This window comes from Ochrobactrum sp. C6C9 (genome assembly GCF_022627935.1).
GTDB classification, from domain to species: Bacteria; Pseudomonadota; Alphaproteobacteria; order Rhizobiales; family Rhizobiaceae; genus Brucella; species Brucella teleogrylli.
Window position 1 is genome coordinate 48,638 of record NZ_JABXGB010000002.1, and the last position, 12,396, is coordinate 61,033.

Here is a 12,396-nt window from a genome sequence, read left to right on the forward strand (position 1 = left end):
GTTCCTCCCCCACAGGGATGAATTGCTAAGTCACTGAAAACGTGTTTCACTTTCTGTTGTTGGCAATTTGTGACAAGCAGCAAACTGTCATCCAACCGTCATGTCGGGCGGGTAACGGGTAGGCGCGGGCTCCGGAATTGGCCGGGGGCTTTCGCCGACCTAATATTAGGGGAGTCAAACAATGCTTAGCTATACAGCGCGTCTGCTGTCGCTTTCGACCGCTATCGCCGTTGCCGGAGTTTCCATCGCCGCTGCCGAGCCGTCAGCCGAACTGATCGCTGCAGCCAAGGCAGAAGGCGAACTGACCACCATCGCCCTCCCGCATGACTGGTGCGGCTATGGCGAAGTCATCCAGAGCTTCAAGGACAAGTACGGAATCAAGGTCAACGAACTGAACCCGGATGCCGGTTCGGGCGATGAAATTGAAGCCATTAAGGCCAACAAGGACAATAAGGGCCCGCAGGCTCCGGACGTCATCGACGTCGGCTTTGCTTTCGGCACCTCGGCCAAGAAAGACGGCCTGATCCAGCCATACAAGGTTTCGACCTGGGACGAAATTCCGGATAGCGCCAAGGACCCTGAAGGATACTGGTACGGCGACTATTACGGCGTTCTGGCCTTCGAGGTGAACAAGGACATCATCAAGGATGTGCCGCAGGACTGGGCTGACCTCCTGAAGAGCGACTATGCCAACTCCGTTTCGCTCGCTGGCGATCCGCGCGTTTCGGCACAGGCTATTCTCGGCGTTCATGCTGCCGGTATCGCAGCCGGTGCAGAGCCAGGCGAAGCCGCGGGCAAGAAGGGTCTGGAATTCTTCAAGGACCTGAACGCGAAGGGCAACTTCGTGCCGGTCATCGGCAAGGCCGCGTCGCTGGCGCAGGGCTCGACCCCGATCATCATCCGCTGGGACTACAACGCGCTCGCGGACCGCGACACGCTGAAGGGCAACCCGGAAGTTGAAACCATCATCCCGAAGACGGGCGTGATTGCTGGCGTCTATGTGCAGGCCATCAGCGCCTACGCACCGCATCCGAACGCTGCGAAGCTGTGGATGGAGCACATCTATTCGGATGAAGGCCAGATTGGCTATCTGAAGGGCTATTGCCACCCGATTCGCTTCAACGCGATGAGCAAGGCTGGCAAGATCCCGCAGGATCTGCTGGACAAGCTGCCGGACGCAGCCGCCTATGAAAAGGCAATCTTCCCGACCCTGGAACAGATCGACGCCGCGCAGGCAACGATCACCAAGGAATGGGATAGCGTCGTCGGCGCCAACGTCAAGTAAGCGACTTCGTTCGTTTCTGACGATGGTTCTATGAAAAGGGCGTTGGGCTGAACGGGGATTTCCCCAATCGGTCCAACGCCGATTTTCCCTTTTTGTGGCCTCTACTCGACCGATCTGTCGTGTATCTTGCCTGTTTCCGCACGCTTCGCGCCACAAGCCGAAATGCAGTGCGAAACGAACAGCCGAAGAAAGAGCGCATGAGTTCAGTAGCCGATACAGCAGCCCCAGCCAGTCCGGTCGGTAGCGTGCGCAAACGCCGACTACCGCTGACATGGCTTGGCGTGGCGCCGTTTTTCCTCTTCGCCATTCTCTTCCTGATCTGGCCGACGATGTATCTCATCATCGGCGCGTTTCAGGACCCGGCGGGCAATCTCACGCTCCAGAACATCAATGATCTGTTCCAGCCGCAGATCATGAGCGCCTACTGGATTTCGATCAAGGTCAGCCTTGCATCGGCCATTGGCGGCGCGATCATCGGTTTCTTTCTGGCCTGGGCGGTGGTTCTAGGCAATCTGCCGTCCTGGCTGCGCCCGACCGTGCTGACCTTCTCCGGCGTCGCGTCCAATTTTGCCGGCGTGCCGCTCGCCTTCGCCTTTCTGGCGACGCTGGGGCGCACCGGCTTCGTGACGATCCTGCTGCGCGAATGGTTCGGCTTCAATCTCTACGCGACCGGCTTCAACCTTTTGAGCTTCTTTGGCCTGACGCTGACCTATCTCTTCTTCCAGATTCCGCTGATGGTATTGATCCTCACGCCGGCGCTGGACGGTCTGAAGAAGGAATGGCGCGAGGCCTCCTCGATCCTCGGTGCAACCAATGCGCAATATTGGCGCATGGTGGCCTTTCCGATCCTGTGGCCAAGCCTGCTCGGCACCACACTGCTGCTTTTCGCCAATGCGTTTGGCGCTATTGCAACCGCCTATGCGCTGACCGGCTCGTCGCTCAACATCGTGCCGATCCTGCTTTATGCGCAGATCCGCGGCGACGTTCTGCATAACCAAAACCTTGGTTATGCACTGGCGCTCGGCATGATCGTCATCACCGGCATTTCCAATCTGATCTATATCTGGCTGCGTATGCGTGCCGAAAGGTGGCAGCGATGAAAGGCTCGACAGCCCAGAAAATTGGAGCGTGGATCGCCTTTTTCATTGGCGCGGTCTACTTCCTCGTCCCGCTCATTGGCACGTTCGAATTCTCGCTGCGCATGCGGCGCGGCGAATATTCCTTCGACGCCTATCGTGTCGTGTTCACCGATCCGAATTTCCAGGCAACCTTCGGCTATTCGATCCTGCTCGGCATCCTGACCATCATCTTCGGTGTGCTGCTGGTGGTGCCGACCGCCTATTGGGTGCGTCTGCGCCTGCCGCAGTTGCGCCCGGTGATGGAATTCATCACGCTGATGCCGCTGGTCATCCCGGCCATCGTCATCGTGTTCGGCTATCTGCGCATCTATAATTCGTCGTCATGGCTGCCATTTACGGCGTCCACCCGCGCGACCGACCTGCTTTTGATGTTCGGCTATATGACCTTGTCGCTGCCTTACATGTATCGCGCCGTCGATACGGCGATGCGCACCATCGACGTCAACACGCTGACCGAAGCCGCCCAGAGCCTTGGCGCAAGCTGGCCCACCATCATGTTCAAGGTCATCTTCCCGAATGTGATTTCGGGTGTGATGAGCGGCGCTTTCATCACCTTTGCCATCGTCATCGGCGAATTCACGCTGGCTTCGCTTTTGAACCGTCCGGCTTTCGGGCCTTATCTCCAGCTGGTCGGCGCCAACCGCGCTTACGAACCGTCCGCGCTGGCGATCATCTCGTTTGGCATTACGTGGCTCGCTATCATCATGTTGCAGCTCGTTTCGCGCCTCAATAAATTCAAGACAACCGCCGGGTAACGTTCATGGCTTTTCTCAATATCAAGAACCTGAAAAAGAGCTTCGGCGCCAATACCGTCGTCCACGATTTCAACCTCGCCGTGGAAAAGGGCGAATTCGTCTCCTTCCTCGGACCGTCGGGCTGCGGCAAGACCACCGTTCTGCGCATGATCGCCGGTTTCGAAGACCCGGATAGCGGCTCCATCGAGATCAACGGCACCGACGTGGTGGACCTTAAGCCCAACCAGCGCAATATCGGCATGGTGTTTCAGGCCTATGCGCTGTTTCCCAACATGACGGTTGCGCAGAATGTCTCGTTCGGCCTGCGCGTTGCGGGCAAGCCGAAGGCGGAAATCGATGCCACGGTGAAGGAAATGCTCGGCCTCATCCGCCTCGACCATCTGGCGGACCGCTATCCCTACCAGATGTCCGGCGGCCAGCAGCAGCGTGTTGCATTGGCCCGCGCGCTCGCCACCAAGCCGCAGGTGCTGCTGCTTGATGAACCGCTCTCGGCGCTTGATGCCAAGATCCGCATCAGTCTGCGCGAGGAAATCCGCACCATCCAGCAAAAGCTCGGCATCACCACGGTTTTCGTGACGCATGATCAGGAAGAAGCGCTGTCGATTTCCGACCGCATCGTGGTCATGCATGAAGGCCGCGCCGACCAGATCGGATCGCCTTTCGACATTTACAACCGCCCGGCCTCGCGCTTCGTCGCCTCCTTCGTGGGCACGCTCAACATGCTGGAAGCTTCGGTCAGCGAACCGGACAAGAACGGCATCGACCTTGACGGGCGCATGATCACCGTGCGCGACACGCTCGGCCATCATCCGAAGGGCAAGCCGGTCACGCTGGCGCTGCGCCCGGAAGCTGTCAGCCTCGAAGCGCGCAAGAGCCACGACACGTCGCTGGATGCGACCATCGAGGATGTGCATTTCCTCGGTTCCGTCATCCGCACACGCGTGGCGCTCGGCAAGAACCGCCTGTCCTTCGATACGTTCAACGACCCGACACAACCACCGCCGCAGCGCGGGGATAAGGTGACGGTGCATTTCGCCTCGCACGATCTTCTGGTCCTGGCGGACTGAACCACAAAACCCCGCGCAAGCGGGGTTTTTGCATTCTGACGGTGCAATCACAGCCTGTCATACACGCGTCATGCAATCCGAATAGAAGCGGCGAAACCGTTTTGATTGCAGGCAAATGTTACATAGCCGTCCAGTTTCCGCAGATATTGCCGTTGAGACGGCAGGTCTCAGCCTTGCCTATGGCCCGGCGACCATTCTGAACCACATCAGCCTGACGCTTCCCAAGGGAAAGACCCTTGCCCTGCTCGGGCCATCGGGTTGCGGAAAGACGACACTCCTGCGCCTTGTCGCGGGCCTGCTCGCACCGACCAAAGGTTCCGTCACGATCAATGGCGTCACGGTTGCAGATGCGGCCAGCCGCAGTTTCGTGCCCCCGGAAAAGCGCCATCTCGGCATGGTGTTTCAGGATTATGCGCTCTGGCCGCATATGACGGTTTTCGGCAATGTGTCTTTTCCACTCGAAATGCGCGGAATCAACCGCGCCGACCGTGAAAAGCGCGTCACCGCCGCGCTGGATCGCGTCGGGCTGACTGGCTTCGGCAATCGCTCCATCAGCGACATGTCCGGCGGGCAACAGCAGCGCGTGGCGATTGCCCGCGCCATCGTCGCCGAACCGGGACTGGTGCTGTTCGACGAACCGCTTTCCAATCTCGACCGTGAACTGCGCGAAAACATGGTCACGGAAATCGGCCAGCTCGTTTCCAATCTCGGCCTGACCGCCATCTATGTTACCCACGACCAGAGCGAGGCTTTCTCGCTGGCCGATCAGGTTGCCGTGATGCGAGGCGGCGTGATCGAGCAGCTTGCCGCACCCGAACTGCTGGTGGCCCAGCCGAAATCGCCGGAAGTCGCCGATTTTCTGCGTCTGGGCTGCGTCGTGCCGGTCGAACGGTATAACGATGCCTATCGCATCACCCAAACCGATATCCGCATCGCCCATACTGAAACCCCGGATGGGGTAACGCATGTGCTTTTGCCGTCGCGTTCCGTGCGCAGCGTACCACTCAATGACACGGCGATCCCGGCCACGGTTTTGCGCAGCCAGTTTCGCGGTGACGGCCATCTGACGACGGTTCGTATCGGCGACCAGAATGCCGGGCATGACCTGACCTATCTCGATGCCGTCCGCCTGTCGCCGGGTGTTCCTGTCGGCATCGCCATCGATCCGGGCCAGCTGCGCTGGTTCTCAAAATAAGACCATCACAGGCAATATCTCAGGAGGCACACATGACGAAATCCATTCTCGGCGCAGGCGTTGCGCTTATGACCGCATTGCTCGCCAGCACGGCGGCTTATGCCGACATCACCGTCTATTCGGCAGGCCCGGGCAGCCTCATCGAAAAGCTTGCCACCGGCTTTACCGCCAAGACCGGCGCCAAGGTCAATGTGTTTCAGGCCACGACCGGCAAGGTTATGGCCCGCATCGAAGCCGAGGCCGCCAATCCGGTGGTGGACGTGCTGATCTCGGCATCCTGGGACACGGCAACCGATTTCACCAAGCGTGACTGGCTGGTTGCCTATACCAGCCCCAATGCCGAAAAAGTGCCAGCGTTCCTGAAAACCGAAACCGCCGTCGCACAGGGCGTTTCGGCGCTTGGCATCGCGTGGAACCCGGCCAGCAAAACGCCGAAGCCAACCGAATGGGCCGATCTCGCCAAGCCTGAATACAAGGATCTGGTGAACCTGCCCGATCCGGCCCAGTCGGGCGCAAGCTTCGAACTGGTCGCCGCCCTTCAGTCGCAGCAGGGCTGGGATTTGTTCAAGAACCTGCGCGCCAATGGCGCGACCGTCGCCGGTGCCAATGCCGAAGCGTTGAACCCGGTGCTTCAGGGTGCTAAGGCCGCCGTTTTCGGCGCGGTCGATTACATCTCGCTTGCAGGCAAGGCCAAGGGCGAATCCATCGACGTGATCTTCCCGACTTCCGGCACGGTTGTCGCGCCGCGTCCGGCCATGATCCTGAAATGGTCGAAGAACCAGGACGAGGCCAAGCAGTTCATTGATTACATGCTGTCCGACGAAGGCCAGAAACTGGTTGCCGCAACCTATCTGATGCCATCGCGCACCGATATTCCGGCCAATCGTCCGCTGATCAACGACCTGAAAATCCTGACCATCGACGCCAAGGAAGTCTATGGCAAGCGCAATGAAACGCTGAAGGAATTCGGCGCGATCTTCGCAGCCAGCAATTAAGAAGCATCGTCATGAAGACAAATAGCAGCGCTGGCGCCAACCCGCTCGGACTTGTCGCCACCGCCGGACTGGCGCTGGTTGTGGCCGTGCCTTTTGTCTTCATCGTGCTTCAGGCTGTCTTTCCAAAACTGGGACAGGGCTCGCTGGCCGAGCCCTTCCTGCATCTTCCGGCCTTGTTCGGTGATCCGAAGCTTCTACGCATGAGCGCCAATACGGTGCTGCTTGGCCTTTGCGTGGTCGTGCTGTCAGCGCTGATCGCGTTGCCGCTCGCGGTGTTTCGCGCGCTTTACAAAGTGCCCTTTGCTGTTGTCTGGGACGTGCTGATGCTCGTTCCCTTCATGATCCCGCCTTATATTGCGACGCTTGGCTGGATCATGACCTTGCAGCCGCGCGGCTATCTCGAACAGCTTGCCGGATTCCATCTGGCACCGTTCCTATTTTCGCTCGCGGGCATGAGTTTCGTTATGGCGCTCAACACTTTTCCGCTGGTCTATTTCGCGGTATCGCGCACCATCGAAGCGGTTGGTGCGCGATACTCCGATGTGGGGCGTGTCTTCGGCGCTTCGCCATGGCGGTCCTTCTTCCGCATCACCCTGCCGCTCGCCACACCGGGACTGGCGGCAAGCCTGCTGCTCGTCTTCGCGGCAGCCATCGAGGAATATGGCACGCCAGCAGCGCTTGGACGCCGCTCGGGCTTTGAAGTGCTGGTGACGGAGATCGACCTGCGCATTTCCGACTGGCCGATTGATCTGGCCGGGGCCTCGGTCTTTTCGCTCACGCTGGTCTGCCTGTCACTAGCGGCTTTCCTCATCCAGCGCTGGATTTTGACCCGCCGCTCCTATGTGACCACGGGTGGCAAGCCGCAATCGAAGGACAAGCGCCCGCTGGGCGCCATGACCGCGCCGGTGGTGGCGCTGTTTGCGCTGGTCGCTTTTGCGGCCACCGGCATTCCATTGCTGGCGATCCTCGCCACGGCTTTGTCCAAAACCGTCTCCGGCGGACTGACGCCCGCCAATCTCGGCTTCGACAATTTCGCAGCCATCGCCGAAAACAGTGCTGGCGGCATGCGCGCACTGTTCAACAGCCTGTCGCTCGGCCTCGGCAGCGCGCTGTTGACCGGGTTCCTTGGTGCCGTCGCCGCCTATGCGGTGGTGAAACTGCGGTTTCGCGGGCGCTTCTGGCTTGATGTGCTGACCGTCCTGCCCAACGCCCTGCCCGGCGTCGTGGTGGCGGTTGGTCTCATTCTGGCATGGAACCAGCCATCGCTGCCGGTCTCGCCCTACAACACGCCGCTCATATTGCTACTCGCTTATTGTTGCATCCTGCTGCCGCAGCCGATCCGCTATGCCACCGCCGCCTTTCACCAGATCGGCGATAATCTGGAAGCCGCCGCCCGCGTTTGCGGTGCCAACAGTTTTATGGCTTTCCGCCGCATCATGCTGCCGCTGATCGCACCAAGCCTGATTACCGCCATGCTGCTGGTGTTTGCGGTCGCAACGCGTGAACTGGTCGCCTCGGTTCTGGTCGCGCCTGTCGGCATGCAGACCATATCCATCTTCATCTGGCGTCAGTTCGAACAGGGTTCGGTCGGCCTTGGCATGGCGATGGCCTTCATCGCCATCGTGATTACGACATTCGTGCCGTTGTTGCTGCTGGGTGTGCTCAAGCGCTTCGAGCGATAGCAGCAACTTCGCCAAGTCCGCCGCGCACGCGCTTGATCACTGTCACGGCCAGCAGCAGGCACAGCAGCGGTTGAACCCAGAACGCCCAGCCCGGCAACCCGCCGTCAACGGCGATCCACGCGCCAAGAACTCCGAAGACCACCGCGCGGTCGCTCTTGCCCATCGGGCCGTCATAACGGCGGCTTGCGCCCAACGATGCGCCGGTAACGCCCACGAACTCCGTCAGAACCGCAAGCAGGACGATGGCGAACATCCATGCGCCGGAAAAGGGTGCGACAATGGCGAATGGCGCATAAAGCGCGGCATCGGAAACGACGTCGCCAACCTCGTTCAGATAAGCGCCGAGTATACTCTTCTGGTTGTGCTCCCGCGCCAGCATGCCGTCCACCGCATTGAGCGCCATGCGCAGGAAAAGCCAGACAGGCACCAGCGCGAACCAAAGCGCACCGCCGCTGCAGAAAAGCAGCGCACCAAGTATGACCGACCCGAGTGCTGCGCCTATTGTGACCTGATTGGCCGTCATGCCCGCACGGGCAAGTCGCACCACCAAAGGCCGCAGTAAATTCTGGAATTGTGACTTTAGCTGATAGACGGACATCGAGAATCTCTTGGGAAATGAACAATATCGGACAAACAGCTATTTGCGGTTCGCATTTGCTCGTTTATTCAAACATTCTACTGCACTCAATACTAATTGGGGTTAATTGATTGCGGGCAGCTTGAATTAAGCAATTGGGAGGGACCGGATGAGCCAGCATGCAGAAATGCCGACGCACAAGACGGCGCATCGCGAAGCGACGGAAGCCCGGTTTACAACCCATGACGGTACATCGCTGTTCTACCGTGTCTGGCCCGCTGCCTCCGCCAAGCCAAAGGGTGTGATCGTCCTATTGCATCGCGGCCACGAACATAGCGGGCGCGTTGCGCATCTGGTCGATGAACTGGGCCTCGATGATTTCGCCTTCTATGCATGGGATGCACGCGGCCACGGAAAGTCCCCCGGCGAGCGCGGTTTCTCGCCGTCCTTCGGCGCATCGATCCGCGATCTCGACAGCTTTGTCGCGCATATACGTGAAGAAACCGGCGTGGCCATTGAAGACGTCGCCATCATCGCGCAGAGCGTGGGCGCAGTGCTTGCCGCCGCATGGGTGCACGACTATGCGCCGAATATCCGGGCGCTGGTGCTGGCGTCGCCCGCCTTCGACATCAAGCTCTATGTGCCTTTCGCCAAGGAAGGCATTGCACTGTGGCAGAAGCTGAAGGGCACGTTCTACGTCAATTCCTACGTCAAGCCGCAGTTTTTGACCCATGATCCCGAACGGATCGAATCCTATCGCACCGACCCGCTGATCACCCGCCCCATCGCCTCGCATATTCTGCTGCAACTTTATGAAGCGGCAAAGCGCGTGGTGGATGATGCACGCGCCATCACCGTGCCGACACAGCTTCTGATTTCCGGCAGCGATTTTGTGGTGCGCCCCACGCCCCAGCATCGCTTTTTCGAAAATCTCGGCAGCCGCATCAAGGAACGGCACGTGCTGAAGGGTTTCTATCACGATACGCTGGGCGAGAAGGATCGCAAGCAGGCTATCGACAAGATCAAGACCTTCATCGACCAGCGCTTTGCCGAAGCGCCGCAGCGCGCCGACCTGACCGAAGCGCATATTGCGGGCTATACACGCGACGAAGCCGACAGGCTTTCCAGTCCGTTGCCGCTGTTGTCGCCGCGCGGGCTTTACTGGGCCTCGACCCGCTCGTCCATCGCCTTTGGCGCGCTTTTTTCCGAAGGGCTGAAAGTGGGGCGGCGCACCGGTTTCGATTCCGGCTCGACACTCGATTATGTCTATGAAAACGAAACGCGCGGGTTTGGCCCTGGCGGCAAGCTGATCGACCGGCAGTTTCTCGACGCCATTGGCTGGCGTGGCATCCGTCAGCGCAAGGTGCATCTGGAAGAGCTGATCGGCAAGGCGCTGGCCCGCCTGAAAAGCGAAGGCCGCCCCACCAATATCCTCGATATTGCCTGCGGCCATGGCCGCTATGTGATCGATGCGGTGGCGCGCGCGGGCATCATGCCCGACAGCATATATTTGCGCGATTATTCGCCGATCAATGTGGTTGCCGGGCGCAAGCTGATCGCCGATCGCGGGCTGGAAACCATTGCCCGCATGGAAGAAGGCGACGCCTTCGATGCGGATAGCCTCGCCGCCATCGAGCCACGGCCAAATCTGGCAATCGTATCCGGCCTCTATGAGCTTTTTGCCGACAATGCGCTGATCGAGCGCTCGCTGTCGGGGCTGGCGCGGGCGCAAAAGCCCGGCTCTCTGCTGATTTACACCAACCAGCCATGGCATCCGCAGCTTGAAATGATCGCCCGCGCGCTGACGTCACATCGCGGCGGCGAAGCCTGGATAATGCGTCGCCGCACGCAAGGGGAAATGGATCAGTTGGTGGAAAAGGCCGGTTATCGCAAGCTAGAACAGCGCGTCGACCAGTGGGGCATTTTCACCGTTTCCATCGCCGAGCGCATCGGAGAGCCGGAAGCGTGACAGCAGCATTGGGCGGGATCGACGGTTCACCACGGCGGCCGGTCATCCGGCGCGCCATTCTATGGCTGTTGTTTCTCGGTCCCTTTTTCTACCTGACCTATGGCACCGCCAATTGGCTCGCTTCGCTGCGCGTCGAAGTTCCCAATCTGGCATTTGGCTGGGAAAGCCGAGTCCCGTTCATCGCGTGGAGCATCGTGCCCTACTGGTCGGTGAACCTGTTCTATGCCATTGCGCTTTTCGTCAATGAAAGCCCCGAACAGGTGGACCGTCTCGCAAAGCGCTATCTGACGGCGCAGATCATCGCCGTTATCTGCTTCGTCGCCTTTCCGCTGACCGCGACTTTCGTGAAGCCCGAGACCTCCGGCCTGCCGGGCTTCATGTTCGATGTGCTGGGCGGCTTCGACAAGCCGTTCAATCAGGCGCCTTCGCTGCATATCGCGCTGTTGATCGTCATCTGGGATCAGATGCGCCGCATCATGCGCGGCGGCACCCGCACCGTCTGGCATATCTGGTGCCTGCTGATCGGACTGTCGGTGCTGACAACCTATCAGCACCATGCAGTCGATATTCCGGCAGGGGCACTGCTTGGCTTTTTCGTGCTCTGGCTGTTTCCGCGTACCGGCCCATCGCCACTTGCCGGTTTTCGTCTGACGGATAATGCAAAAGCACGGCGTCTCGGCAGTTATTATCTGGCGGGTGCGCTATTGTTGCTGGCACTTGGCATTCATGGCCTGACGCTGACCGGCTATGCGATTTTCTGGTTCTGGCCAGCCCTTGCTCTCGCCATCGTGGCGGCGGGCTATTTCGGGGCCGGTCCCGACGTTTTCCAGAAACGGACAGACGGCACAGTCAGCCTTGCAAGCCGGTGGCTGCTCGCACCATACCGGCTGTTTGCGCGCCTCAATATCCTTTTCTGGACACGGAAATTACCGCCTTACATTGCTCTGACCGACACTGTGTTTCTCGGTCGCTTCCCGTCGAAAAGCGAAGCCCGCACCTTCTCAACCGTCATCGACTTAACTGCCGAACTGGTTGCGCCGCGCGGTGCGGAAGACTGGAAAAGCTTCTGCTGCATGGACCTGCTGCCGCCATCGCCGGAGAAGGTTCGGCTCGCCGCCGATACGGTGGAAGCGGCCTGCCACGCAGGCCCGGTCCTGATCTGCTGTGCGCTTGGCTTCCAGCGAAGCGCAACCGTTGCCGTCGACTGGCTGGTGCAATCCGGGCATGCGACCAGCGCCCGTGAGGCCGAAAACCTCATCCGCGCCAAAGGCTGGCCGCTCCGGCTGCACGCCCATGAGGTGCCCGAATGATCTCTCCAGCCGCACATAGTGCCAAAGCCTTGCGCCGCCGCGCCTTTATCGGGCTTGGTATTGCGATTGTGCTGGTCGGTGTCGCGCCGTTTGCGCGCGCGCAGCACGACCTCGCCTTCTGGCTGATATGGCCGGTGCTACTGGCAAGCACCCTGATTGGGCTGGGCATTGCCGCGCATCTCCTGTTCGACGCCGCCTTGTTTCGGATGATCGCCGCTGGCGACGATGAAACAGTAGCCCTTGCCGAAGTCGATTCCGTTCTGGAACGGATGGGCCTGCGGGCAAAACAACCGGCCGTGCGCCCGCTCTCCGACCGTATTGCGGGAACGCGCCGCATTGTCCGCCGTCTAAATCTTTCTCTCGGACTGGCTATCATCTTGTTCAGCCTGCTGGCGCTTCTGCCACCGGGCGCGGAGTTCTGA

General features: G+C 59.9%; 11 protein-coding genes. 10 read left to right on the forward strand and 1 reads right to left on the reverse strand.

Annotated elements, in window-relative coordinates; all coding sequences use genetic code 11:
• The first annotated feature begins 181 nt into the window (after nt 1-181).
• From HWD97_RS01695 to HWD97_RS01725, 7 genes are all read left to right on the forward strand, one after another.
• Nucleotides 182-1,285 carry an ABC transporter substrate-binding protein gene (locus HWD97_RS01695; protein WP_109367909.1) on the forward strand — a complete coding sequence of 368 codons (1,104 nt, stop codon included), beginning with the start codon at nt 182-184 and terminating at the stop codon, nt 1,283-1,285.
• 197 nt (nt 1,286-1,482) lie between these two features.
• A complete protein-coding gene (locus tag HWD97_RS01700; protein WP_109367910.1) occupies nt 1,483-2,385 on the forward strand; it encodes an ABC transporter permease subunit in 903 nt (300 codons plus the stop codon).
• Nucleotides 2,382-3,179: an ABC transporter permease gene (locus HWD97_RS01705; protein ID WP_109367911.1), complete on the forward strand. Its 798-nt coding sequence runs from the start codon at nt 2,382-2,384 to the stop codon at nt 3,177-3,179. The genes HWD97_RS01700 and HWD97_RS01705 overlap by 4 nt, the downstream gene beginning before the upstream one ends.
• A 5-nt stretch (nt 3,180-3,184) precedes the next feature.
• On the forward strand, nt 3,185-4,246 hold the full coding sequence (locus HWD97_RS01710) for an ABC transporter ATP-binding protein (RefSeq protein ID WP_109367912.1): 1,062 nt from the start codon (nt 3,185-3,187) through the stop codon (nt 4,244-4,246).
• A 115-nt stretch (nt 4,247-4,361) separates the two neighbouring features.
• Nucleotides 4,362-5,441: an ABC transporter ATP-binding protein gene (locus tag HWD97_RS01715; protein WP_109367913.1), complete on the forward strand. Its 1,080-nt coding sequence runs from the start codon at nt 4,362-4,364 to the stop codon at nt 5,439-5,441.
• A gap of 32 nt (nt 5,442-5,473) precedes the next feature.
• Complete coding sequence (locus HWD97_RS01720) at nt 5,474-6,436, forward strand: ABC transporter substrate-binding protein (RefSeq protein ID WP_109367914.1); 963 nt, start codon at nt 5,474-5,476, stop codon at nt 6,434-6,436.
• Nucleotides 6,437-6,447: 11 nt separating this feature from the next.
• A complete protein-coding gene (locus HWD97_RS01725; RefSeq protein ID WP_109367915.1) occupies nt 6,448-8,118 on the forward strand; it encodes an iron ABC transporter permease in 1,671 nt (556 codons plus the stop codon).
• On the opposite strand, the gene HWD97_RS01730 is transcribed toward HWD97_RS01725, so the two are convergent.
• The gene (locus tag HWD97_RS01730; protein WP_109367916.1) at nt 8,099-8,716 is read right to left on the reverse strand and encodes a CDP-alcohol phosphatidyltransferase family protein; all 618 of its coding nucleotides are present in this window, start codon (nt 8,714-8,716) and stop codon (nt 8,099-8,101) included. The two genes, HWD97_RS01725 and HWD97_RS01730, sit on opposite strands and share 20 nt — an antisense overlap.
• A gap of 166 nt (nt 8,717-8,882) precedes the next feature.
• Between HWD97_RS01730 and HWD97_RS01735 the strand changes: the two genes are divergently transcribed.
• The 3 genes from HWD97_RS01735 to HWD97_RS01745 are packed head-to-tail and all read left to right on the forward strand — an operon-like array spanning nt 8,883 to nt 12,396.
• On the forward strand, nt 8,883-10,664 hold the full coding sequence (locus tag HWD97_RS01735) for a bifunctional alpha/beta hydrolase/class I SAM-dependent methyltransferase (RefSeq protein ID WP_371830824.1): 1,782 nt from the start codon (nt 8,883-8,885) through the stop codon (nt 10,662-10,664).
• Nucleotides 10,661-11,974, forward strand: a complete 1,314-nt coding sequence (locus HWD97_RS01740; protein WP_109367918.1) for a phosphatase PAP2/dual specificity phosphatase family protein — start codon at nt 10,661-10,663, stop codon at nt 11,972-11,974. Before HWD97_RS01735 ends, HWD97_RS01740 begins: the two co-directional genes overlap by 4 nt.
• Nucleotides 11,971-12,396, forward strand: coding sequence for a hypothetical protein (locus HWD97_RS01745; RefSeq protein ID WP_109367919.1), 426 nt, complete (start codon nt 11,971-11,973; stop codon nt 12,394-12,396). The genes HWD97_RS01740 and HWD97_RS01745 overlap by 4 nt, the downstream gene beginning before the upstream one ends.

What these genes read in the sequence shown, in the direction of transcription:
- HWD97_RS01695 (WP_109367909.1), top strand. Translation starts at nt 182, where the DNA reads ATGCTTAGCTATACAGCGCGTCTGCTGTCGCTTTCGACCGCTATCGCC.
- HWD97_RS01700 (WP_109367910.1), top strand. Translation starts at nt 1,483, where the DNA reads ATGAGTTCAGTAGCCGATACAGCAGCCCCAGCCAGTCCGGTCGGTAGC.
- HWD97_RS01705 (WP_109367911.1), top strand. Translation starts at nt 2,382, where the DNA reads ATGAAAGGCTCGACAGCCCAGAAAATTGGAGCGTGGATCGCCTTTTTC.
- HWD97_RS01710 (WP_109367912.1), top strand. Translation starts at nt 3,185, where the DNA reads ATGGCTTTTCTCAATATCAAGAACCTGAAAAAGAGCTTCGGCGCCAAT.
- HWD97_RS01715 (WP_109367913.1), top strand. Translation starts at nt 4,362, where the DNA reads ATGTTACATAGCCGTCCAGTTTCCGCAGATATTGCCGTTGAGACGGCA.
- HWD97_RS01720 (WP_109367914.1), top strand. Translation starts at nt 5,474, where the DNA reads ATGACGAAATCCATTCTCGGCGCAGGCGTTGCGCTTATGACCGCATTG.
- HWD97_RS01725 (WP_109367915.1), top strand. Translation starts at nt 6,448, where the DNA reads ATGAAGACAAATAGCAGCGCTGGCGCCAACCCGCTCGGACTTGTCGCC.
- HWD97_RS01730 (WP_109367916.1), bottom strand. Translation starts at nt 8,716, where the DNA reads ATGTCCGTCTATCAGCTAAAGTCACAATTCCAGAATTTACTGCGGCCT.
- HWD97_RS01735 (WP_371830824.1), top strand. Translation starts at nt 8,883, where the DNA reads ATGCCGACGCACAAGACGGCGCATCGCGAAGCGACGGAAGCCCGGTTT.
- HWD97_RS01745 (WP_109367919.1), top strand. Translation starts at nt 11,971, where the DNA reads ATGATCTCTCCAGCCGCACATAGTGCCAAAGCCTTGCGCCGCCGCGCC.